This window comes from Bradyrhizobium genomosp. I (2014) (assembly GCF_000261685.1).
GTDB lineage: Bacteria > Pseudomonadota > Alphaproteobacteria > Rhizobiales > Xanthobacteraceae > Bradyrhizobium.
Genome location: NZ_AJQE01000364.1, coordinates 1 through 21,675 on the forward strand (window position 1 = coordinate 1; position 21,675 = coordinate 21,675).

27 protein-coding genes are annotated in these 21,675 nt (G+C 65.1%); 12 read left to right on the plus strand and 15 right to left on the minus strand.

Going from position 1 to position 21,675, the window contains the following annotated elements; genetic code table 11:
- Positions 1 to 291: 291 nt before the first annotated feature.
- From IC50_RS31850 to IC50_RS31865, 4 genes are all read right to left on the minus strand, one after another.
- Entirely contained in the window at positions 292 to 534 is a 243-nt protein-coding gene (locus tag IC50_RS31850; protein WP_244429688.1) for a response regulator transcription factor, read from the minus strand.
- Positions 535 to 637: 103 nt separating this feature from the next.
- Complete coding sequence (locus IC50_RS31855) at positions 638 to 1,861, minus strand: ABC transporter permease (RefSeq protein WP_035714676.1); 1,224 nt, start codon at positions 1,859 to 1,861, stop codon at positions 638 to 640.
- A complete protein-coding gene (locus IC50_RS31860) occupies positions 1,858 to 2,583 on the minus strand; it encodes an ABC transporter ATP-binding protein (RefSeq protein ID WP_035714678.1) in 726 nt (241 codons plus the stop codon). The genes IC50_RS31855 and IC50_RS31860 overlap by 4 nt, the downstream gene beginning before the upstream one ends.
- Positions 2,580 to 4,004: an efflux RND transporter periplasmic adaptor subunit gene (locus IC50_RS31865; protein ID WP_035714680.1), complete on the minus strand. Its 1,425-nt coding sequence runs from the start codon at positions 4,002 to 4,004 to the stop codon at positions 2,580 to 2,582. The genes IC50_RS31860 and IC50_RS31865 overlap by 4 nt, the downstream gene beginning before the upstream one ends.
- Positions 4,005 to 4,600: 596 nt before the next feature.
- Between IC50_RS31865 and IC50_RS31870 the strand changes: the two genes are divergently transcribed.
- The 6 genes from IC50_RS31870 to IC50_RS31895 all read left to right on the plus strand — a co-directional run bounded on the left by IC50_RS31870 (position 4,601) and on the right by IC50_RS31895 (position 7,596).
- Positions 4,601 to 5,275: a response regulator transcription factor gene (locus IC50_RS31870; RefSeq protein ID WP_035714681.1), complete on the plus strand. Its 675-nt coding sequence runs from the start codon at positions 4,601 to 4,603 to the stop codon at positions 5,273 to 5,275.
- 150 nt (positions 5,276 to 5,425) lie between these two features.
- Positions 5,426 to 5,824, plus strand: a complete 399-nt coding sequence (locus tag IC50_RS31875; protein ID WP_035714683.1) for a hypothetical protein — start codon at positions 5,426 to 5,428, stop codon at positions 5,822 to 5,824.
- A 141-nt stretch (positions 5,825 to 5,965) separates the two neighbouring features.
- Positions 5,966 to 6,346 carry a curlin gene (locus IC50_RS31880; RefSeq protein WP_244429689.1) on the plus strand — a complete coding sequence of 127 codons (381 nt, stop codon included), beginning with the start codon at positions 5,966 to 5,968 and terminating at the stop codon, positions 6,344 to 6,346.
- 45 nt (positions 6,347 to 6,391) lie between these two features.
- Positions 6,392 to 6,805 carry a hypothetical protein gene (locus IC50_RS31885; RefSeq protein ID WP_035714688.1) on the plus strand — a complete coding sequence of 138 codons (414 nt, stop codon included), beginning with the start codon at positions 6,392 to 6,394 and terminating at the stop codon, positions 6,803 to 6,805.
- A 47-nt stretch (positions 6,806 to 6,852) separates the two neighbouring features.
- On the plus strand, positions 6,853 to 7,302 hold the full coding sequence (locus IC50_RS31890) for a minor curlin subunit (RefSeq protein ID WP_035714691.1): 450 nt from the start codon (positions 6,853 to 6,855) through the stop codon (positions 7,300 to 7,302).
- A 12-nt stretch (positions 7,303 to 7,314) separates the two neighbouring features.
- On the plus strand, positions 7,315 to 7,596 hold the full coding sequence (locus tag IC50_RS31895; protein ID WP_035714695.1) for a hypothetical protein: 282 nt from the start codon (positions 7,315 to 7,317) through the stop codon (positions 7,594 to 7,596).
- A gap of 53 nt (positions 7,597 to 7,649) precedes the next feature.
- Here the strand turns inward: IC50_RS31895 and IC50_RS31900 are convergent, their stop codons facing one another.
- Positions 7,650 to 7,928, minus strand: coding sequence for a hypothetical protein (locus tag IC50_RS31900; protein WP_035714698.1), 279 nt, complete (start codon positions 7,926 to 7,928; stop codon positions 7,650 to 7,652).
- 283 nt (positions 7,929 to 8,211) lie between these two features.
- On the opposite strand from IC50_RS31900, the gene IC50_RS31905 reads away from it, so the two are divergent.
- A complete protein-coding gene (locus IC50_RS31905; protein ID WP_035714701.1) occupies positions 8,212 to 8,658 on the plus strand; it encodes a hypothetical protein in 447 nt (148 codons plus the stop codon).
- Position 8,659: 1 nt separating this feature from the next.
- Here the strand turns inward: IC50_RS31905 and IC50_RS31910 are convergent, their stop codons facing one another.
- Positions 8,660 to 9,502 carry a GNAT family N-acetyltransferase gene (locus tag IC50_RS31910; RefSeq protein ID WP_035714821.1) on the minus strand — a complete coding sequence of 281 codons (843 nt, stop codon included), beginning with the start codon at positions 9,500 to 9,502 and terminating at the stop codon, positions 8,660 to 8,662.
- 115 nt (positions 9,503 to 9,617) lie between these two features.
- On the opposite strand from IC50_RS31910, the gene IC50_RS31915 reads away from it, so the two are divergent.
- From IC50_RS31915 to IC50_RS31925, 3 genes are all read left to right on the plus strand, one after another.
- Positions 9,618 to 10,322 carry an SDR family oxidoreductase gene (locus IC50_RS31915; RefSeq protein WP_035714705.1) on the plus strand — a complete coding sequence of 235 codons (705 nt, stop codon included), beginning with the start codon at positions 9,618 to 9,620 and terminating at the stop codon, positions 10,320 to 10,322.
- 88 nt (positions 10,323 to 10,410) lie between these two features.
- Positions 10,411 to 10,800, plus strand: coding sequence for an ArsR/SmtB family transcription factor (locus IC50_RS31920; protein ID WP_035714708.1), 390 nt, complete (start codon positions 10,411 to 10,413; stop codon positions 10,798 to 10,800).
- Positions 10,800 to 11,291: an SRPBCC family protein gene (locus IC50_RS31925; protein ID WP_035714712.1), complete on the plus strand. Its 492-nt coding sequence runs from the start codon at positions 10,800 to 10,802 to the stop codon at positions 11,289 to 11,291. Before IC50_RS31920 ends, IC50_RS31925 begins: the two co-directional genes overlap by 1 nt.
- Positions 11,292 to 11,564: 273 nt before the next feature.
- Here IC50_RS31925 and IC50_RS41635 read toward each other — a convergent pair whose 3' ends face one another.
- Genes IC50_RS41635 through IC50_RS31935 form a run of 3 tightly spaced genes read right to left on the minus strand, consistent with a single transcriptional unit; the run spans position 11,565 to position 13,378 of the window.
- Entirely contained in the window at positions 11,565 to 11,873 is a 309-nt protein-coding gene (locus IC50_RS41635; RefSeq protein ID WP_157461136.1) for a hypothetical protein, read from the minus strand.
- A gap of 55 nt (positions 11,874 to 11,928) precedes the next feature.
- The gene (locus IC50_RS31930; RefSeq protein ID WP_035714716.1) at positions 11,929 to 12,777 is read right to left on the minus strand and encodes an MBL fold metallo-hydrolase; all 849 of its coding nucleotides are present in this window, start codon (positions 12,775 to 12,777) and stop codon (positions 11,929 to 11,931) included.
- A gap of 34 nt (positions 12,778 to 12,811) precedes the next feature.
- Entirely contained in the window at positions 12,812 to 13,378 is a 567-nt protein-coding gene (locus IC50_RS31935) for a NuoB/complex I 20 kDa subunit family protein (RefSeq protein WP_035714719.1), read from the minus strand.
- Between the two features lie 395 nt (positions 13,379 to 13,773).
- Here IC50_RS31935 and IC50_RS31940 point away from each other — a divergent pair, with 395 nt between their 5' ends.
- Positions 13,774 to 14,040, plus strand: coding sequence for a hypothetical protein (locus IC50_RS31940; RefSeq protein WP_081492565.1), 267 nt, complete (start codon positions 13,774 to 13,776; stop codon positions 14,038 to 14,040).
- 28 nt (positions 14,041 to 14,068) lie between these two features.
- Here the strand turns inward: IC50_RS31940 and IC50_RS31945 are convergent, their stop codons facing one another.
- From IC50_RS31945 to IC50_RS31960, 4 genes are all read right to left on the minus strand, one after another.
- The gene (locus IC50_RS31945) at positions 14,069 to 15,289 is read right to left on the minus strand and encodes an ABC transporter substrate-binding protein (protein ID WP_035714722.1); all 1,221 of its coding nucleotides are present in this window, start codon (positions 15,287 to 15,289) and stop codon (positions 14,069 to 14,071) included.
- Positions 15,290 to 15,308: 19 nt separating this feature from the next.
- Positions 15,309 to 16,295, minus strand: a complete 987-nt coding sequence (locus IC50_RS31950) for a Bug family tripartite tricarboxylate transporter substrate binding protein (RefSeq protein ID WP_035714725.1) — start codon at positions 16,293 to 16,295, stop codon at positions 15,309 to 15,311.
- Positions 16,296 to 16,360: 65 nt separating this feature from the next.
- Complete coding sequence (locus IC50_RS31955) at positions 16,361 to 17,557, minus strand: CaiB/BaiF CoA transferase family protein (RefSeq protein WP_035714728.1); 1,197 nt, start codon at positions 17,555 to 17,557, stop codon at positions 16,361 to 16,363.
- 1 nt (position 17,558) lies between these two features.
- Entirely contained in the window at positions 17,559 to 18,446 is an 888-nt protein-coding gene (locus IC50_RS31960; protein WP_035714731.1) for an IclR family transcriptional regulator, read from the minus strand.
- A 211-nt stretch (positions 18,447 to 18,657) separates the two neighbouring features.
- Here IC50_RS31960 and IC50_RS31965 point away from each other — a divergent pair, with 211 nt between their 5' ends.
- Entirely contained in the window at positions 18,658 to 19,500 is an 843-nt protein-coding gene (locus IC50_RS31965) for a hypothetical protein (RefSeq protein WP_035714734.1), read from the plus strand.
- 66 nt (positions 19,501 to 19,566) lie between these two features.
- Here the strand turns inward: IC50_RS31965 and IC50_RS31970 are convergent, their stop codons facing one another.
- Together IC50_RS31970 and IC50_RS31975 are read right to left on the minus strand one after the other, a co-directional pair.
- Complete coding sequence (locus tag IC50_RS31970) at positions 19,567 to 20,778, minus strand: ABC transporter substrate-binding protein (RefSeq protein WP_035714737.1); 1,212 nt, start codon at positions 20,776 to 20,778, stop codon at positions 19,567 to 19,569.
- A 41-nt stretch (positions 20,779 to 20,819) separates the two neighbouring features.
- Complete coding sequence (locus IC50_RS31975; RefSeq protein WP_035714741.1) at positions 20,820 to 21,671, minus strand: fumarylacetoacetate hydrolase family protein; 852 nt, start codon at positions 21,669 to 21,671, stop codon at positions 20,820 to 20,822.
- Positions 21,672 to 21,675: the final 4 nt, after the last annotated feature.

Here is a 21,675-nt window from a genome sequence, read left to right on the forward strand (position 1 = left end):
CCAGGACCACACGATTTTGCCGTACGCAAACCACACCCGTCGCTGGCACGACGCGTCCGCTCACGGTTGCCCGCCCTGCGAAGCTGTTCGCGCCGGTGTGACCCACGTCCACCGCCGTCCGGCCCGCGTGTCGTGACGATCGCGATACGCCCCTCTTCCTTGGGCCGGGTTGTCGCGACATATACGACAATTCCGAAATTCGGCAAAGTGGAATATTTTCGCTACCGCGCGTTGACCTAGAGCTCGCGTGTTTTGCCCGTCGGGCAACGCAAGGGATTGTGACCGGAACACTCAATCCGGCGCGGTTAGCGCCCGTGGATTTTGTGTTGCCGTCGGATAACGTTCGGCCTTGGCGAGATCTCGGCGTAGCGACGACGGCGCCGCGTGCAGCGCAAACACGATCGCGATCTGCGTTCTGTTCTGAAGCCGGTATTTCCGCATGATGTTGCCGATGTGCGCCCGCACGGTGTTCTCCGAGATACTGAGCTCGTAGGCGATGTTCTTGTTCTGCATCCCCCGCGCGATCAGCATCATCAGCTCCCGCTCGCGCGGTGTCGGTGTGATCAAATCCCTTGGATCCGAGCTCATGGCTAGTGCCTCCCTGGCCTTTGCTTGATGCGAACATCCCAGCATGTCCTCACTCCGTCTTGAGCGCCTCGATCGGGCTCAGCTTTGATGCCTTATGGGCGGGATAAAAACCAAAGATGAGGCCAGTCGCGATGGAGAAGACGAGGGAAAGGCCGATCGCCTGGCCGTCGATCGAGGTGATCCACCCCGCCATGCGAGCCACCGTCATCGAGAGCGTGATGCCGCCGGCGACGCCGATGGCGCCGCCGAGCAGGCAGAGGACGAGCGCTTCACAGAGAAACTGCAGGCGGATGTCGCGCATTCGCCCGCCAAGCGCGCGGCGGATGCCGATCTCCCGCGTGCGTTCGGTGACCGACACGATCATGACGTTCATGATGCTGATGCCGCCGACGAGGAGCGAGACCGAGGCGATGGCAACGAGCAGCAGCGCGACGGTGCGGATCGCTCCCTGCTGCGCCTCCATGGCGGCGGCCGGGTCCTGGACCTTGAAATCGTCCTCCTGGCCGGCGGGGATACGATGGCGCTGCCGCAGCAGGTTTTCGATCTCCGATCGTGCCCCCGCCATCTGACCATCCGAAGCCACCTTGGCGATGATGTAGGCGACCGAGTCGCGGTTGATGTTGCTTGCGCTGCCCAGAAAGCGCAGCTTGGCCGTGGCGAGCGGCACGAAGGCGACGTCGTCCTGCGCCGGGCCCTTGCGGTCGAGAACGCCGACCACCTCGAGCGGCACCTTCATGATCCTGATCTGCGTGCCGATGGGATCGTCGCCTGGCGCGAACAGCTCGCGCGCAACCGTGCTTCCGAGGATCACGACCTTGCCGGCACCGGCCTCCTCGGTGGCGGAGAAATAGCGCCCGGTCGCCAGCTGCCAGTCTCGCACCATGAAGTGACCGGTCGTCGTGCCGTTGATCGTCGTGTTCCAGTTCTTGCCCTCGTGGATAACCTGCGCCGTCCCGGCGATGGAGCCGGCCGCGGCCTGGATTTCCGGAATCTGCTCGAGAATGGCCTGCACGTCGCTCTCGGTCATCGTCAGCTTGCTGCCGTCCTTGAGGCGCACGCCGCCCTGGTAGACCGCGCCGGGAGTGATCATCAGCACGTTGGCGCCGATCGAACGGATCTGCTCCTTGAGACGGAGCTGCGCGCCGGACCCGATCGCAAACACCGTCACGATCGAGGCCACGCCGATCACGATGCCGAGCATGGTGAGGAAGCTGCGCAGCAGATTGAGGCGCAAGGCGTGCAAGGCGATCTGAAAGCCCTGGAGCATCGTCATGACGCAGCGCTCCGTTTCGGCAGAATCGGAGCCGGCGTCCTGTCGCCGACGAGCTCGCCGTCATGCAGGTGGATCGTGCGCCGGCACTGGGTCGCGATGCCGGAATCGTGCGTGATCATGACGATGGTCTGGCCGGTCCGGTTGAGCGCGGCGAACAGGGACAGGATCTCGGCGCCGGTGCGGCTGTCGAGCGCGCCGGTCGGCTCGTCCGCGAGCACGATCAGGGGGGAGGCGATCAATGCGCGCGCGATCGCGACGCGCTGCTGCTCGCCGCCGGAGAGCTGCCGCGGGAAGTGATGGGCCCGGTGCAGCATGCCGACGTCCCGAAGGCGCTGCTCGGCGCGCGCCAGACGTTCCTTGCGACCGACGCCGCAATAGACCAGCGGCAATGCGACGTTCTCGATCGCATCGTGCCGCGCGAGCAGATTGTAGGATTGGAACACGAAGCCGATGCTGCGGGCGCGCAAGGACGAACGGCGATCTTCCGTGAGCTCGGCGACGTTGGCCCCCTGGAGGTAGACCGCCCCTTCGCTCGGCAGGTCGAGCAGTCCAATCATGTTCATCAGCGTCGACTTGCCGGAGCCGGACGGCCCCATCACGGCGACGATCTCGCCTTGCGCGATGTCGAAGCTGACATTGCGCACTGCGGCCACCGCGACTCCCTCGGTGCGATAGGTCCTGCTGACCGACTGAAGGCTGATGAGGGGCGGAGAGGCGGTCATGACCCGAACCTGATTCCGAGAATTTCCATGCCTGCCGGGCGGATGGCCTGGCCGACGGCGACCTGGCTGCCCTCGACAAGGTCTCCGCTCCGGAGCGCAACCTGCTCGGTGCCGGCTGCGCCGACCGTCACGGCCACGTGCCGGAGCGCGCCGCTCGCGGTGCGCACCCACACGCCGCTGCGTGCCGTGGCGTCCGGCCGCGTGCCGGCCGGCTGGAAACGCAGCGCGGCGAGCGGCACCTTCAGCACGTCGTCCTGGCGTTCGATCACGATCTTCACCAGCGCAGTCATTCCGGGGAGCAGCGCGCCGTCGAGATTGGAGGTCGCCAGGACCACGGTGTAGGTGACGACATGCTGTTGGGTCTGCGGCGCCTTGCGCACCTGGCGCACCACGGCCTCGAAGCGGCGGTCCGGGTAGGCGTCAACGGTGAAATGCGCGCGCTGCCCGGGAGCGATACGGCCGATATCGGCTTCATCGACCTGCGCGTGAATCTCCATGTCCTCCAGGCGGTGCGCCACCATGAAGGTGGTGCGTGATTCCAGTCCGACTGCGAGCGTCTGGCCCTCGTTGACGAACCTGCCGACGACGACGCCGTCGATCGGCGAACGGATGACGGTGCGGTCCAGATCGGCGCGGGCCGCGGCGAGCACGGCCGCCTTTTCGGGCACGGCCATGCGTGCCTGCTGCAACTCCGCCTCGATGCGGCGGACGTCGGCTTGTGCCCCCTCCACCGAATAGGAGTTGAGGGACATCAAGACCTCGGCCTCGCGCTCCTGGGCCAGACGTGCCGTGAACTCGGTCTGCGCGTCGTCGACTGTCGTCGTCGCCACGACGTTTTGCGACTGGAGCGCCAGCTTCCGCTGCAGGGTCTTCTGCGCCGAGCTCTTGACCGCCTGGGCGCTCTCGAGCTTGGCGGCGAGCACGTCCCGGCTGCCCCTGGCGTTCTCCAGGTCGATCCTGGCGCGATCGAGCTTGGCCCGCGCGATGTCGACCAGGGAATTGGCGACGGCCAGGGAGGCTTGGGCCTCGTCGACCTTGGCCGCAAAGCTGCGCGGGTCGATCAAGGCGAGCGGCTGATCCCTGGCGACGGTGTCGTTGAAGTCGACATAGACCCGGGCGAGCTGGCCGGACAGCTGGGAACCCACCTCGATCGTCTTGACGGGCTGCAGGGCGCCGGTGACGGTGACGGTCTGCTCGATGCTGCCGCGCTGGATCGAAGCGTAGCGGAACATTGGCGCATCCGACCCGAAGGTCGGGGCTTCGCGACCGACGGGCACGAGCAGGCGCCTGGTCGATTCCAGGACGTGCGACGCCTTGTCCGCAGCGCTCCCGGCCGCGCCCATGACGACCGGCCCCGCGGTGGTGACCGCGACGAGGCCGCATGCAGTTCCGAGCAAGGCAATGATTGAAACGAATCGCATATCAAAAACCCGCCTCTTGAAAATGGCTTCGCTGGCGGCACGGACGTATCGCTCGCTATGGTTGTATTCTACCACAGCGATATCAATCGTCAGTATGTCGCTCCTGCAGGGGCGACGGTCGGGCGCGGCTGATGATCCAGAAGTAAAGTCGTCGGGGTGCGACTTTTCGTGATTTGCTGGAGATGCATACGGGGCGTATCGATATGGCGCGTGCGGCATCGAATTCGACAAGTTTACTGAACGTCCCGTCTGCTCCGGCCGAAGCGGCCGGTGCCCGGCGTTCTGGTCGGCACGTGAGTGATGATGCATGACGCAGCTGGCGATACAGCAGTCGATACACCGGATGGCCGCGTTCTCGACATCGCGCGCCGCCGCGATGCGCACAGTGGCGAGCTCAACTCTCTCCAATCACGAAGCTCGATATGTGAACGCCTTCACTGGTGGTGAGCGGATGTTGGCCCTAAGAGGTCGAACCGGTGGACGGATGCGACTCGCCCGATCCCTGCGACTTTACCCAAGCACCTTGTCTTCGCCTGCGAGAAGAATGGATGGCTCGTTGCTTGCCTATCGAGACCCAAGCCGGGGAGTCCGTTGCCATGAGTTCATGTCAAGCCATGGTTTATGTCGTTGATGACGAAATTCAGATTCGAACTGCGATCGGAAGTCTCTGCGAGGAAACTGGACACAAGGTGAAGTTGTTCGCCTCGACGGAAGAGTTTCTCGGGGAGAATATTTCCGGCGGGCCTTCGTGCCTCGTGCTCGATGTGCGCTTTCCCGGCACGTCGCCGACCGGCCTCGAGCTTCAGCGCCGGCTCGCCGAGACAGGCGTGCCCATTCCGATCGTCTTCATCAGCGGCCATTCCGACGTCCGCATCTCGGTCGAGGCCATGAAGCGCGGCGCGGTCGAGTTTCTGCCGAAACCCTTCCGCGAGCAGGAGATCCTCGATGCGATCAGGCATGGCATCGAGCGCGATCGCAGACGGCTCGAACGCGAAGATGCCATGCGCGAGGCCCGCCAGCGTGTTGAGACGCTGACGGCGCGAGAGCGCGAGATCATGCTGCTGATGGCTGAAGGGCTCATCGCCAAGCAGATCGCGGCGCGACTTGGCGTGAGCGAAGTGACGGCGAAGGTGCATCGCGCCAGGATGATGCGAAAGCTGGAGCTGCGGACGCCGATCGAGGTGGTGCGGCTGATCGACAGCATGGGGCTGGAGGCAGACGCTGCGCGCGTTGGCGCGGTGCATTCTTCGTTTCACGCCACAGGGCACTGAGGCCGCGCGAATCTAGTCGGTCCGGACTAGCATGAACTGCAGTCTGTCGCCTCGGGGCCAATCAGTTCACAGTAATCCCATGATGTCGGTGCGTTCGACGACCGGCATCGCCACTCCTGGTCAGATACTTTGGCAGAAAAGGGATTAGCCATGCGCAAATTGTTTCTCGCTTCCGTCGCCGTGTTCGCTCTCTCGTCCGCTGCTCACGCGGCCAACACCGCCACCACCGTTCAGGTCGGCGGCGCAAACTCCTCGACCGTGACGCAGAACGGCGTGACGAATGACAGCTCCAGCACGACCCAGATCGGCTTCTTCAATTCGGCGACCACCTCGCAGGGCCTCGGCATTCCGTCGCTCAACAACGTCAGCACGGTGAGCCAGACTGGCGGCATCGTGAACACGGCCACGACCCTGCAGAACGCCTTCGGCGGCAACAACAGCTCGATCTCTCAGAGCTCGTTCCCCTTGCTGCCGCCGAGCAACAGCGCAACCGTGGGGCAGAACTCGATCTTCCTCTTCGGCAACACCAGCGTCATCAACCAGCATTGAGCCAGCCCTGAACCGCCCTGGGCGCGCAGCAGCGCTGCGCGTCCGGGCGGCGCCTGGAAGACACCGCACAGCCGCCCGACCGGAGGCGGATCTACGGCCGCTATTCTTTGCGGAGGACATCCAATGCGTGTCAAATTTGTCATGGCGACGGTCATCACCCTCAGCGCGTTGACCGCTGGCGGAGCCCACGCCGGAAATTCGGCCAGCGTGCTGCAATTCGGCGGAGCGAACAGCTCCCTCATCTCCCAGAGCGGCGGCACCAGCAACACTGCCACCACCCTGCAGTTCGGCACGATCAACTCGGCGACCATCTCGCAAGCGGGGACATCGACTTCGGTCAACTCGCTGACGATCGGGCAGGGAGGATGGCTGGCGGGGGCCGCGATCAGCAATTTCGCGCTGGCGGGGCAGAGCGGAGGCTCGAACACGAGCCTGATCGGGCAGATCGGCGGCAACAACGCGGCCTTTCTGTCTCAACTCGGCGTCTTGAACGGATCGACGATTCTTCAGCAGACCCCGTGATCGCGGGGTTCATTCCTGGTATCGGCAACGTCGCAGAGGCCTGCCATGAAGCATCAGTTTTTCACAGCCGCAAGTATGGCGGTTCTTGTCGTCTGTTGCACACAGATAGGCTCGGTGCAGGCGCAGACCTTCGACTTCAGGAACATCGTGTCGGTTGGCGGTGCTCCCGTCACGGTGAACCAGAGCAGCCAGTTCAACATGGCTGGCCTGTTCATGGTCGGCGGTAGCACGAGCGGTACCGTCGTGCAGGCCGGGACCACCAACGTCGTCGGGATACTCCAGTTCGGCGGGACGACGTCAGCGTCGGTCAGCCAGATGGGAATTTTCAACTCCGCTTCGATTGGCCAGGTCGGCCAGTCGGCGTCGAGCCTGCTCTCCCAACTCGGCGCCATGAATTCAGGATCCGTCGCGCAGTTCGGCGCGGTCAACACGTCGACGGTCAACCAGAGCGGTCCGTAGGATCGGCGCGAACCGGAAGCCACAGAATCCGGGCGGGGCGAATTGCGATGAGACACGGCAGGCATGTTCTGGTGATGATGGCGGCACTCGCCGCCGGGAGCGTGGCGACGGAGGCCTCCGCCGGATCCGTCCAGCGAAGCGTGACCAACCGGAACGTGAGCATCGAAACGGTCGTGCAGTTCGGCGACAGCGTCCAGCCTGTCACGATCGAGGAGAACAGCCGCATCAACATCGCGCGGGTGATCCAGATCGGCGGGACCGGCACGGCGGACGCGACCATCGTCCAGGACGGCACGCGCAACTACGCCAACGTGATCCAGGTCGGCGGCACCACCAATGCCGTGATCGGTCAGTCCGGGGTGAGCAATACCGCCGGGATCACCCAGATCGGCAATTCCACCAACGCGCTCCTGCTCCAGATCGGAGACATGAACACGGGAACGGTGCGGCAGTTCGGGCGTTTCAACTGGCTGGCGATCTTCCAGTTCGGCCGATGATGGAGGCGTGACATGAAGTTGCTTGTGCTCGCATCCGGACTGGGACTCATGACCGTGGTGGCGACGGCGCCGGCCGGAGCCGGTGACGGTCACACCACGGTGGTCCAGGACGAGAACGGATCGTCGGTCATCACCCAGAGCGGTGATCCGGCGCAGGCCGAGGTGAGAATCGAGAAGGCGCCCGGGCGCACGACGGTCTATCGCCGCAGCGGCGGAAATACCGCCATCGTGACACAGGGCAGCGGAAGTCCGCAGGACATGTTCGACTGGCTGCGCAAGCAGCAGGGCCGCTGACGCACGAAGGCCCACCGCCCGCAGCGGGACGGTGGGCCTCGCGTCAGTCGGCCTTACCAGCGATAGCTGCCGGTCAGCGTGCCGTTGTTGTTGCCGTCAGGGCCGACATCGCCCTGCGTCGAGCTCGGCGTCGGATGGTTGGTGCCATTGAACGCGCCGTAGGGCCCCACGACGTCAGGATAGTACGCGCGCGGTTGAACCGGTTCGTAGGGGGCCGTGCGGTCCGAGCCCACGCGTGGTCCGTTCCAGTCGTAGCCCTGCGCCGAGGCGGCCGCGGTGCCCACGACCAGCGATGCCGTGATCAGGCATAGGAGTTTCGACTTGTTCTGCATTGGAGATGCTCCTTGCTTGTGCCGGGGCCAACGGTTGCGATGCGGGAGCGTTCCGGACGTATGGGCCGGGAGCGGTCAACTTCGATCAACTGGTTATGAAGCGCACGCCGTGGAACGGAATGGCTGAAACGAGATAGGAATCCCGGGCGTTCTGCCGCACCATGGTCCCCGTTAACCTCGTGCCTTAACCAATGATTAATTATACGTTTGCGGGTGGGCGTCGGCCGGGCCTAGCCTCTCGCGGGGAGCCGCTATCGCAGAGCCAACGAGTGTGGTGCGTATCATGATTGCCAGATCACATGGGGCGTTGTTCGCCTCGCTCAGCGCAGCCGCGCTGCTCCTTAGCTGCAGTGACAGTCTTGCCAGACCCGCTGGCGCCGCGTCGCCCGGCGTCGTAGCCGCCGCGCCTCGGGCTGCAGCACGTGCGCCGATCGGGCCGGGCGCCCGGTTCCATCGGCGGAGCAGCCCCTGGGTCTATTGGCCGGGCGGCGGCGGCTTCTTCTACGACGGCGCCGGCTACAGCCAGCCCTTCGCCGATCCAAGCCAGCCGCTCTCCACCGATGTGCGCTACACCTACACCTATGATGTGCCCTGGGACTGGACGCATCGCTATCCACCGAACGTCGTTCCGTCCGACCGCCCCTATGTACCGAGCTGCCCGACGGAGCAGGTGACGGTGCCCGGCCGCGGCGGCAGCGAGCACACCGTCAACATCATGCGCTGCTACTGAACTAGCCCAGCTCGAAGCTGGTCACGCCGAAGACGCGGTCGATGCGAAGCGGCGCGATCGGCCCGGTGTACATCCGCGCCGTCTCGAACACGGGCTTGAGGCCGAAAGAGGCCGCGAGCGCGATGGCCTCGCGATTGACGGCGGGGACATCGAGGAAGACCTCGCCGCCGCCCGCGTTTTCCAGCAGCGCCTGCACAACCGCCTCCGCCGCCGCGCGATCGTCGGCGACGAGCGGGCCGATCTTGTAGCCCGTCCGGCACGGACGGATCACGCCCCATGCGGCGAGCTTGCCGTCACGCAGCAACGCGCGGCCAACGTGACCGGGTGTGTTGATCCAGGCGCGCAGGAAGGCGCTGCGCCGGGCCGGGAAGACGGTGACATCATCGGCTTCAACAATTGCAAACGGGATCTTGTCGAGGGCGACGACCTCGGCAGACGGTTTCGGCCGCACGGTCACGACGCCGCCGTGGCGGATATTGGCGTAGGCAAGCTGGAAGCCCGATTTCCTGTAATTGTCCTGCTGCGCCACGACGCCGTCGAGCCCGATCACGCGCGCGCCCGCATGCGCGATCGCCGCGTTCCAGATGCGCAGGCCATGGCCCGCGCCGCGAAAGCGCTCGCGCACGATGTAGAAGCCGAGGAAGGCGAAGCGGTCGTCGTAGTTGACGCAGGAGACGGTCGCGACCGGCTCGCCGTCGATCTCGCCGACGAAGAAGCCCAGCGCATCGGGGATCGCGAAGCAGGCGGCATCGGCGAGGCCCGGATTCCAGCCCTCGGCCGCGGCCCAGTCGACGGCGAGGGCGATTTCGTCGGGGCGCAGGTTGCGGATCTGCAAATCACTCATCTCAAGTCGCTCATGATGGATGCCTTCGACCATGGACCTGCCGACAGGTCTGGCTGTAGAAGGCCTCATGATAGGCCGAGCCTGCGGCTCGCCTCAACAAGACGGATGATCGGTCATGGCAGCAGGGAAGGTCGCACTCGTTACCGCCGGCGGCAGCGGCATGGGGGCGGGGGCTGCGCGGCGGCTGGCAGCAGACGGGTTTCACGTCGCCATCCTGTCGTCCTCGGGCAAGGGCGAGGCGCTGGCCGCCGAGCTCGGCGGCTGCGGCGTCACCGGCTCGAACCAGTCGAATGACGATCTGAAGCGCCTCGTCGATGCTGCGATGGCGAAGTGGGGGCGGATCGACGTGCTCGTCAATAGCGCCGGCCACGGGCCGCGTGCGCCCATCACCGAGATCACCGACGAGCAGTGGCACGCCGGCCTCGACACTTATCTCCTGAACGTGATCCGTCCGACGCGGCTGGTGACGCCGCTGATGCAGGCGCAGAAGGGCGGCGCCATCATCAACATCTCGACGGCCTGGGCGTTCGAGCCAAGCGCGATGTTCCCGACTTCGGCGGTGTTTCGCGCAGGGCTCGCCGCCTTCACCAAGATCTTCACCGACGCTTATGCAGCCGACAACATCCGCATGAACAACGTCCTGCCGGGCTGGATCGACAGCCTGCCGCAGCAGGACGCCCGCCGCGACAGCGTGCCGATGAAGCGCTACGGCAAGGTCGAGGAGATCGCGGCGACGATCTCGTTCCTGGCCTCCGACGGCGCCGCCTACATCACCGGCCAGAACATCCGCGTCGACGGCGGGCTGACGCGCTCGGTCTGAAGCGCGCGTAGCTCGATCCGGGCTCCAAAACTGAGCCAATCAGCTAACAATTGTTGACACCCGTCGGTCTCCGTGTATAGTTAGCTTCATGGCTAACCAATCGTCCCGCCTTGACCAGATTTTCGCAGCGCTTGCCGACCCCACACGGCGGGCGATCGTGATGCGACTGTGTGCCGGCGAGGCGTCGGTCGGCGAGCTCGCCGATCCCTTCGACATGGCGCTGCCGAGCTTCATGAAGCACATCCACGCGCTGGAGACGAGCGGGCTCATTTTGTCGGAGAAATCAGGCCGCGTGCGCACCTGCCGTCTCAGCCCGGATGCGCTTGTCGGCGCGGAGGACTGGTTCCAGCAGCAGCGCGCGATCTGGGAGGCGCGGCTCGATCGGTTCGAGGCCTATGTGATGAAGCTCAAGAAAGAGAAGGAGAGGGCTGCCGCCAGGCGGCCGTCCCGAACAGCCAAACGGAAAGGTTCCGAGTGATGACGAATTCTGCCAATCCCGCCCTGTCGCAATGGTCGCTCGACCGCGAGATCGTGATGTCGCGCGTGATCGACGCGCCGCGCGATCTGGTGTTCGAGGCGTGGTCCGATCCGAAGCATCTGCCGCAATGGTTCGGGCCGAAGGGATTCAAGGTCGAGACGTTCGAGATCGACGTGCGCGTCGGCGGCGTCTGGCGCTTCAACATGATCGGCCCTGACGGAACGGTCTATCCGAACCGCATGCGCTTCCGCCGCATCGAGCGGCCGTCTCTGATGGAGATGGATCACGGCGTCGACCAGGACGACGATCCCGGCATGTTCCGCTTCACCGTCACCTTTGCCGAGCAGAGCAACGGCAAGACCGTGCTGATGATGCGCCAGCTGGCCTCGAGCACCGCGCAGCGCGACGGCATGATCAGCTTCGGCGCGGTCGAATATGGCTACCAGACGCTGGACAAGCTCGCGGCCTATGTCGCGGGGCTGAAGGACTGAGAGCCGCGCCGTCATTCCGGGCGCGCGACGAGGTTGCGCCCCGGAAATGCCGGGGCAGCGGGAGCCGGCGGATCGCGTGAGCGCGTTAGTACCCCCTGCATCTGCCGCACTCGAGCGGGACTGTCCAACTCTCGCAGCCAATATGAGACGTTTTGAACCCGGCCACAGCGGTTCGGACACGGATGCAGCCCCGGCTCGGGGAGGACTCGCCGGGGCTGCTCTCGCGCGCACGATTCGAAGAGGATCGGCCCGGGTGAGCGCGACCGCGCTCTTCTAGCGGCGCGTTGTGCCGTTGGATGGCGGAGTGGTTTCGTTGCGCATGCCCGGGGCGCTGGAGGCGCCTTGCCCGCCACGCTCCACATGCGTGATCCCACCACCGCCGCCGGCGCTCCCTGCACCGCCGCTGCCCGAGCCCGCTCCGGACCCAGCGCCGCCGGCACCCGCACCTGCGCCGGCACCCGCGCCTGCCCCACCGGCTCCGCCAGCGCCACCCGCGCCGCCAGCGCCCTGCGCGAACGCCGCGCCAGCCGTAGCGCCGGCGAGCATCGCCGCGGTGAAGATCGTCAGAACTGTCTTACGCATGTCGTTTTCTCCTTGAGGTTCACGATGATCCAATTGTGCGCGGCGGCGACTGTTCCTATGCTCGGCGATGTGGAGGCATCGCGACTTCGTCAAAACGTTCGGCAAGTGCATCGAGTGCGGAGCGCATCTCGGATCCTTGCATCGCCGCGCCATGGCCGGTCACGACGACCTCGGGACGGAGCGCGGCGAGTTGGCGCACCGAGCCTTTCGCGCTCGCCCAATCCGGCGTGAAATACATCGGCGGTCCGTGCATCTCCGGTGTTTGGGTCATCGCCGCGTAGACGGATTCCTGCCGTGTGGTGATGAAGGCATCGCCGGCAATCAGGACACGATCGCGCTCGCGCCAGAGCGAGACCTGGCCGGGCGTATGGCCCGGCGTAGGAACCCATCGCCAGTCCTGCATAAAGGGCACGGTGTGATCCACGGGAAGGTCGTAGAGGCGCGATGCGACGTCGACGGGCCGGGTCGGAAACAGCGGAGAGAGCAGGGCGAGCAGCCCGCCGCCGACGCTCGGATCGGCCGGCGGATAGTTTCGCGTGCCGTCGAGATAGGGATGCTCGGCGTGATGTGCATAGACCGGGACGTCCCATTCGTTCGCCAGCGTCTCGAGTGCACCGACGTGATCGAAATGCGCATGTGTCATGACGATGCAGGCCGGACGGCCCTGTCCACCGAATCGCGCGCCGGCGGCGGAGCGGATGGCGTAAGCTGATCCGGGAATGCCCGCGTCGACCAGCACCCAATTGCCGTCGCCGGCACCTTCGAAGCCGACGAAGATCACGTTGACGATGGCAAGCTGCCGGTATGCGACGTCGGGGACGATCTGCCTTGTATCGTCGTTGCGGTCGAAGTCGAACGCGGCGTGCTCGGCTTCCGCCGCGGAGGAGAGCGGGATCTGCGTCATGTCCGATCCGTTCGATGGCTGCAATCTTTGCCGTCTAGCGTTCGATGGTGCCCATGCGCCGGATCTTCTGCTGAAGCAGCAGCACCCCATAGAGCAACGCCTCTGCGGTGGGCGGACAGCCGGGCACATAGATGTCGACCGGCACCACGCGATCGCAGCCGCGCACGACCGAATAGGAATAATGATAGTAGCCGCCACCGTTGGCGCAGGATCCCATCGAGATCACGTAACGCGGCTCGGGCATCTGATCGTAGATCTTGCGGAAGGCGGGCGCCATCTTGTTGGTCAAGGTGCCCGCGACGATGATCACGTCGGATTGCCGCGGAGACGCCCGCGGCGCGAAGCCGAACCGCTCGGCGTCGTAGCGCGGCATCGACATCTGCATCATCTCGATCGCGCAGCAGGCGAGGCCGAACGTCATCCACATCAAGGACCCGGTGCGCGCCCATGTGATCAGCTCTTCCGCTGTCGCGGTGAAGAAGCCCTTGTCCGCGAGGTCGTCGCGGATCCGCATGAAGTAGGGATCGGAGGCATTGTCCGGCCGTCCCTGTCCGGGACGCGAGATCGAGAGATTGCCGGCGGTCGGGGGAGCGTTGGTCATCAGATCAGCAATTCCTTGGGCCGCGATGAGGGCCGCACGCTGCTGTGAACCAGCGGTCGAGCTCGACGTTCCTGCCGTGAACGACCTGCTTAATGTTTTGCTATCGCAGGTTAGCGTCGGGTCCTTCGGCGGAACACGCGCGGAGTCGCGAGGTCCGCTTCCGGTCGGATGACGTGAGGCGCGCGCGATGGGAGCGCGGGCGTTGACGATCGACGAAGCGCCCATCGGAGCCGCTAGAGGACCATCCTGAGTCGAATCAACCGCCAGCCCGCGCGGTTTCTCGCGCTCCTCGGCAGGAACAGACCATCGGCTGTCCAAGGCGGCTGATGGCCTTTCGCGCGCCCGGCCTGCCGCCGACCGGTAGGAACGATTGCCGCGCTCCGGCTTTGGCAGTGATGACGCACATCATCTTCAGCGACTACCGCAATCCGGCCGCGGAAGAGGCCTACGAAATCGCCTGGGACTTTCTCGCGCGTACGGGCGCCGTCCGCGACGAATTCGATGCCTGCGTGTTCCTGGCGCAGCGCATCACGGTGATGGTCGAGGAGGGACAGACGAACCGGATCCGCATGGCCAACCGTGCGATCTCCGAATACCAGCGCCATCTCGACGAGAGCGACGATCGTTTGCGCAGCGGCGGCCACCGGGTGGGAGCGTATTGAGCGGCCACCGAGCCGGCGTTTCGCCGTTTCACTCTTTCGCCTCGTCCGTCACGATCTCGCCGAGTTTCTGCCAGCGCTGGCCGTCGAACTGCACCATCTGGAACTGCTTGTTGACGCGGTAGTCGGTCGGCGTGGTCGTGACCGAGATCCCCGGCAGCGTCAGGTCGAGCACGACGTTTTTGAGATTGGCCGCCTGTCGCATCACGTTGTCGCGGGTGAGGTCGTCGCCGCACTGCTTCAGCACCTGCACCAGCAGCTGCGCGGTGATGTAGCCATAGACGTTCAGGTTCGAATCCTTGTCGCCGTCGGGATAGTACCTGGCCATGAAGGCGAGGTAGCGCTTCATGCCGGGGTCGTCCTTCCATTCGGGATCGGCGGCATCCTTGACGTAACCGACGCTGACCACGCCCTTGGAATTGTCGAGTCCCGCTGGCTTCAGCACGGCGCTGACGGAGGAGGCGTTGATGTCGATGATGTGCAGCGGCTTCCAGCCGATCTCCGCGACCTTCTTGATCGCCTGGGCCGCCTGCTTCGGGGTCGTCGCGCTGAACAGCACGTCGGCACCCGCGTCCTTCAACCGCAGGATCTGCGAGTCGATCGTCGGCTCGGTGATCTCGTAGGACGTCTCGGCTACGACCATGTTCGCCTTCTCGCCGAGGCCGGCTTTGAGGCCGGCGAGATAGTCCTTGCCGAGGTCGTCATTCTGGTAGAGCACGCCGATCTTCGCGTTCGGGTGGTTCTTCAGCAGGTACTGCGCGTAGATCCGCCCCTCGACGAGGTAGGACGGGTTGAAGCCCATGGTCCAGGGGAAGTTCTTCGGGTCGGTGAAGCGCGCCGCGCCGGTTGCGGCGAAGAGCTGCGGGATCTTCTTGGCGTTGAGATATTTCTGCACGGCGACGTTCGGCGCGGTGCCGATGATCTGGAACGTCAGCAGCACCTCGTCGCTTTCGACCAGCTTTCGGACCTGCTCCACGGTTTTCGGCGGCGAATAGGCATCGTCGTACTGGATCAGCTCGACCTTGCGGCCGTTCACGCCGCCCTGGTCGTTGATCATCCTCATGTAGGCGGCCTGGGTCTTGCCGATCACGGCATAGGCCGAAACCGGGCCGCTGAGCGGCACGGTCTGGCCGACCTTGATCGCGGTGTCGGACGCGCCGGTGTCGTATTTCTTCTGCGCCTGCGCTGCCGCGGTCGAGAGCGACAGAAGCAGCGCGGAAGCCGCGATGCGGGTGAGAACAGTGCTTTTCATGTCCGGTCCCTCTCGATCCTCATTCGCCTTTGAGACCAGCGTCGCGAATCAGCCTGGTCCACTTCTGCGTCTCGTTGTCGATGAATTGGCCGAACTCGGCCGCGGTGCCGGCTCGCACCTCGAGGCCCTGGGCGGTCAGCTTGTCCTTGATCGCGGGTTCGGCGAGCGTGCGCAGAACCTCGGCCTGGAATTTGTCGATGATCGCGCGCGGCGTCGTGGACGGCGCCATGAAGCCGTACCAGCCGGCGGCCGCCACGTTCGGAAAGCCCTGCTCGCGCAGCGTCGCCGCCCGCGGGTAGAGCGCGCTACGCTCGGGCGAGGCGACACCGAGCACGGTGAATTTGCCGCTCTGGATGTAGGGCAGGGCGGTCGGCAGCGCCGTCAGCGTGGCATCGACGCGGCCGGCAAGCAGCTCGGTGTAGGACGCAGCATCGCCCCGGAACGGGATGTTCAGACCCTTGACGCCGGCGTCGCGGAACAGGAGCTCGCCGGCCAGATGCGGCTGCGAGCCGGCGCCGGGCGAGGCGAAGGTCAGCCCATCCGGTTTCGATTTGCCGTAGGCGATCAGCTCGGGGAGCGTCTTGAACGGCGCATCGGCGCTGATGATGAGGAATAGCGGCGCAACCACGACCATCGCGACCGGCTGCAGATCCTTGCGGTCATAGGTCAGCTTGCCGAACAGCGCCTCGGCGGTCGCGTAGGGGGCCGCGACGTAGAGAAGGGTGTAGCCGTCGCCGGGTGCATGGGCGACCATGTCGTTGGCGATGCGGGTGCCGGCGCCCGGCTTGTTCTCGACGATGAACTGCTGATGCAGGCTCCGGCCGAACTCTTCAGCGAGCAGACGCAGCGAGATGTCGTTGGAGCCGCCGGGACCGTAAGGCGAGATCAGCCGCACCAGGCGCGACGGCCAGAGGTCCTCGGCATGCGCCGCCAGGCCTGATCCTGCCGCAAGGCCGCCTGCGATTGCGCCCAGCAGGGTTCGGCGTGTGACCTTGAACGATGCCACTGTTTTCGTCCTCCCTCTCGTTGTTTGTCTTCTATTGTTGGTCTTCTATTGTTGGTCTTCCCACCTCAGATCACCTTTCGTTGGGTGAGCTGTTCGATCTGCTGCTCCGAAAGGCCGAGCCAATCCCGATAGACCTCGTCGTTGTCCTGGCCGATGTCTCCGGCGGCGTGGCGCAATCGCGCGGGGTCAACGGTGAAGCGCGGAACGGCATTGGTCATGGCAACCGTGCCGAAATCCCGGTCGGCAACGCGGGTGATGACCTCGCGCGCTTTCACCTGCGGGTCGTCGGCGATCTGATCGATCGAATAGATCGGCGCCAGCGTTCCCTGCGCGGCGTTGAATTTCGCGAGCACTTCGTCGAGAGGATGCGCGGCGCACCAGGCCGCGAACATGTCGTTGAGCTCGGCGGCGTGCCTGACGCGCTGGTCGTTGGTGGCAAAGCGCGGATCGTCGACGAGGTCGGGACGCCCGATCGCCCGGCAGTTCGCTGCAAAGAGGGCGTTGGTCGAACCTGCGAGCGTCACCCAGTGATCGTCGCTGGTGCGAAACACGGCGGCCGGCGCCGAATAACCGTTGGCGTTGCCGATCCGCTCTCGAACGGAGCCGAGCTGGTCGTGCTCGATGGCGAGGACGTCGAGCAGGCGGAAGGTGGCTTCGGTCAGCGAAAGATCGATCTCCTCGCCGGGAGCGTTCGGGTCGCGTGCCCGCTTCCACAGCGCCGCCAGCACGCCGACGGCGCCGAACAGGCCGCCGATCGAATCCCCGATCGGGTATCCGGGATGGGTCGGTTCGCCGTCGCTCTCCCCCGTGATGTAGGTGAGTCCGCCCATGGCCTCGAAGATGCGGGCGAAGCCGGGGCGCTCGCGATAGGGGCCGTTCTGCCCGAAGGCGGTGGCGCGCAGGATCACGAGGCGGGGCTGGATCGACCACAGCACCTCCTTGGACAGACCCCAGCGGTCGAGCGTTCCCGGACGAAAATTCTCGATCAGCACGTCGAAGCGCGGAAGGAGCTGCTTGAACAGCGCAAGTCCTTCCGGCGTGCGCAGATCGAGGGTGGCGAACTTCTTGTTGCGGTTGGCGGCCTTCCACCACAGCGGCTTGCCGTCCTTGAACGGCGGAAACGACCGCACGCCGTCGCCGTGCCCGGGCATCTCGATCTTGAGCACGTCCGCGCCGTAGTCGGCCAGCAGCGTGGCAGCGAACGGCGCGGCGATGATCGTCGCGATGTCGAGAACCTTCAATCCTTCGAGCGGCCCAGCCATGTCATTTCCCGGCGCTTGTAATCTTCCTGGTCTTGCGCGACGGCGTCGTGGATTCGGCCTGCCCGACGATGGCGCGGATGCTGTCGGCCAGCGCCGCGATGCGCGGACCAATCTCGCTCTCGAGCTGTCCCGGCTGGAGCCGGAAGGCGGGGATGCCGCAATTGATCGAGAACGACTGCTTCGATTCGCGCGCATGAAACAGCGGCGCGGCGACGGCATGGATCGAGGCCATGTACTCGCCCCAGCAGGTGCAGAAGCCACGGCTTTTGCATTGCGCGATCCCGGCGCGGTATTTGTCGCGGACCGCTGACCACAGCCCGGCGTCCTCGGCGGCGATGTTCCGTTCCAGCCGGTCCGCATCGGCCGGCGGCAAGGTCGACGCAGCTGCGCGGCCCATGGCGGTCATCACGACGGGAATGGGCATGCCGATGTCGGGCACGTGCGGGCCGACATCGCCGGAGCGCGCGGTCTCGACATAGATCATCGAGGTGGCGTCGAGCAGGCCGATCGAGACCGTGCCGCGGACGCTGTGCGCCAGCTCCTGCATCATGGGCCGCGCCATTTGGCGGAATTGCATTCCGGCGAGCAGAGGATGCGCCATCCGCAGCGCCCGCGCACCGACCCGGTACTTCGCCCGCTCGGCGTCGTAACGGAGGTAGCCGAGCTCGGCCAGGGTATGGGTCAGCCTCGCCACCGTCGGGCGCGGGATGCCCGTCAACGCCGACAGCTCCATGTTGCCCAGCAGCGTGCTCCCGGTCTTGAACGCCTCGAGCACGACGAGCCCCTTTGCCAGCGTCGTGGCGAAGGCGGCGTCGTCGGCGCTCTCCGCCAGCACTGCTGCGGCGGAGGAGAGCGGATGTCGCGGTTTGGACGAGCCAGTCGAGATCATTCCTAAATATCAGACAACCTGGTTCAGGATGTCCAATAAATTCGGTTGCGATCGAAAAATTGTCCAGTATGTGGACGATACCGACTGCTGCGTTTCCCTGAACAATGCGCTGGAGACCATCCGAACACACAGATTTTTGTCGTGATTGCATGCCGTCTTGTGACAGGATTGTAACGACGACATGTCAGATGGATTATTTTCGGAGCGGCTCATGTTGCAGTGGCAGGCGCGGTCAAATCCCCTCGCGTGGTGGTGGGGATCCCTCACGCTTGTGAGCAGCGCCAATATCCTCGTCTGGTTCACGCTCTATCGCGAGTTCTATCCGACGCCTGCGGGCAGCCTCGGTGGCGGCTCGGACATCGGGCTGATGTTGCTGCTGTGCGCCGGCTATGTGTTCGGCTGTGCCTTCCGTTCGGTGCTGCCGCGCGCCGACGTGCAGCGCATCTGCCTGTTCGACACCTGGCTATCGAGCGTCTTCGTCGGCCGCTCGGTCGCGACCGTGGCCGAGGTCTGCTTCGCGGCGCAATGGGCCATCATCCTGCATCAACTCGGCACCATGACCGGCGCCGAGACGGCGCTGAACATCGCGTGGTTGATCGTCCCGGTGATCATCATCGCCGAGTGCTTCTCCTGGTACGCGGTGGTGACCACCAACTATCTCTACAACGCGATCGAGAATTCGCTGTGGGCGGTGACCTTCTTCCTGGCCGGCATTGCGCTGTGCCGCCTGATGCCGGAATTCCAGGGCGTGGTGCGCTGGGCGCTGATGTCAGGCATCGTCGGCATCGCCTGCTTCCTCGCCTTCCTCGTCACCGTCGACGTGCCGATGTATCTCAGCCGCTGGCGGGCAGGGCACGCCGAGGGCAACAATTTCCTCGGCCTCCTCGAAGGTCTGCATGACGTCTCGACGCGCTGGGTGGTGACCCACGACATCGCGCATTGGAAGGGCGAGCTGACCTGGATGTTCCTGTATTTCAGTGCAGCCGTCTGGTCGAGCCTTGCGCTCTGCGCGCTCTATGCGATGGAAGGCTATCTGACGCGCTATCTCGCCTGATGGTCAGATTCCCATTTCGACGCGTTTTCCCGGCGCGAAGCGGTATCCGCTTCGCTTGAAAACGCTCTACTTGCCGACCAGCCCGCACTTGCTGCGGTCGAGCGGACGAAAGGCCTGGTCGGGCGGGATCGTCGCGACCAGCTTGACGAAGTCCCACGGGCCTTTCGATTCCTCCGGCGACTTGACCTGCACCAGATAGAGATCGTGCACCATGCGCTGGTCCTCGCGAATACGGCCGTTGGGCGTGTAGGCATCCGACACCGGGGTTGCCTTCATCTTCGCCATCACGGTCGCGCTGTCGTCGGAATCGGTGTCCTTCACGGCTTGCAGATAGTGGCGCACGGCGGAATAGACGCCGGCCTGGATCTGCGACGGCATCGCCTTACGGCGAGCATGGAACGCATTCGAGAATTTCCGGGCTGCCGGCGAGACATCCTCGAAGAACGAGGTGACGATGAGATCACCGCGCGTGGCCTTCAAGCCCACGGCCTCGATGTCCACGTTCTGGAACGACATCGGCACGATCTTCATGCCCTGATCGGCGAGCCCGAATTCCTCGGCCTGCTTGATTGCAGTGGCATTGTCGCCGGCGACGTTGATCGCGAGGATCTTGGCGCCCGACGACTGTGCCTGGAGCAGGAATGAGCTGTAATCGGGCGTGCCGAGCTGCGCCTTGACGCTGCCGGCGACCTTGCCGCCGAGCGCGGCGATGCGGTCGCGCGCGGTTGCTTCGATCGAATGGCCGAAGGCGTAGTCGCCGGTGATGAAGAACCACGGCTCCCTGCTGGTCTGCATGATGCCGGAGACCACGGCGGTCGCCGTGGAGTAGGCGTCCTGGGTCCATTGCACGCTGGTTGGAGCGCACGCTTCATCAGTCAGCTGGTTTGCGCCTGCGCCGGAGATGAGGAATATCTTGCCATTGCCGCGCACGAGCTCCTGCACCGCCAGTGCCGCGCCGGAGCTGCCGCCATCGGCGATCGCCTGGACGCCGTCGCTGAACCACTTTCGCGCGAGCGATGCCGCAAGGTCCGGCTTGTTCTGGTGATCGGCCTGCAGGATCTCGATCGGCTTGCCGTTGATCCTGCCGCCGAACTCCTCCGCCGCCATCCGCGCCGCCTCGACCGAGCCGGGACCCATGGCGGTCGCGAACACGCCGTTCATGTCGGTGAGGACGCCGATGCGGATGGCGTCGCCCTTGATCTCGGCCTGCGCAGCGGAGCCCGCGAGCGCGAGTGTCATCAGCAGGATGGCGGCGGAGGTGGTGCGGGTCGTGCCCATGGCGTTTCCTGAGTTTATCGTTGATTGATCGGTCTTGACGGTCAGGCCGGTTCGGCGATCACCTTGTTGCGCAAGGTGCCGATGCCGGAAATCTCGACTTCGACGGTGTCGCCGGGGCGCATCCACAGCGGTGGCGTGCGCTTGGCGCCGACACCGCCCGGCGTGCCCGTGACAATGACGTCGCCGGGCACGAGCGGGCAGATGGTGGAGATGTAGGCGATCAGCTCGGGGATGGCGGTGATCAGGAGATCCGTCGTGGTGTCCTGCACGACGTTGCCGTTCAGCCGGGTCTGCAAAGTGAGCTTCGACGGATCGGGGATTTCGTCCGCCGTCACCAGCCACGGGCCAAAACTGCCGCTCTCGGCAAAGGTCTTGCCGGCGAGGAACTGGCTGGTGTGGCGCTGCCAGTCGCGGATGCTGCCTTCATTGTAGCAGGAATAGCCGGCGACGTAGTCGAGCGCGCGGTCGGCGGAAATGTGACGGCCCGCCTTGCCGACGACGAGTGCAAGTTCGCCTTCATAGTCGATATCGTCGCTCACCCTCGGCTTGACGATAGGCTGGAGATGGCCGACCTGGCTACAGGCGAAGCGCGCGAACAGCGCCGGCTTTTCGGTGACGGTGCGGCCCGTCTCCGCGACGTGGTCCCGATAGTTGAGGCCGACGCAGATGATCTTGCCGGGATCTGGGATGACGGGAGCGAAGGTGATGCTGTCGAGCGGATGATCGGGTGCAGCGGATGCGACCAGCCTTGCCGCCTCGGCGAGGCGACCAGCCTCGAGCAGCTGCCGCAGCGTGGTGCAGCCCGCCATCCGCGCGCCGAGATCGACGACGCCGTTGTCCTTGACGGCTCCGAAGGAGGCGCGACCACCGGCGATGAAAGAGAGCAGCTTCATGAGA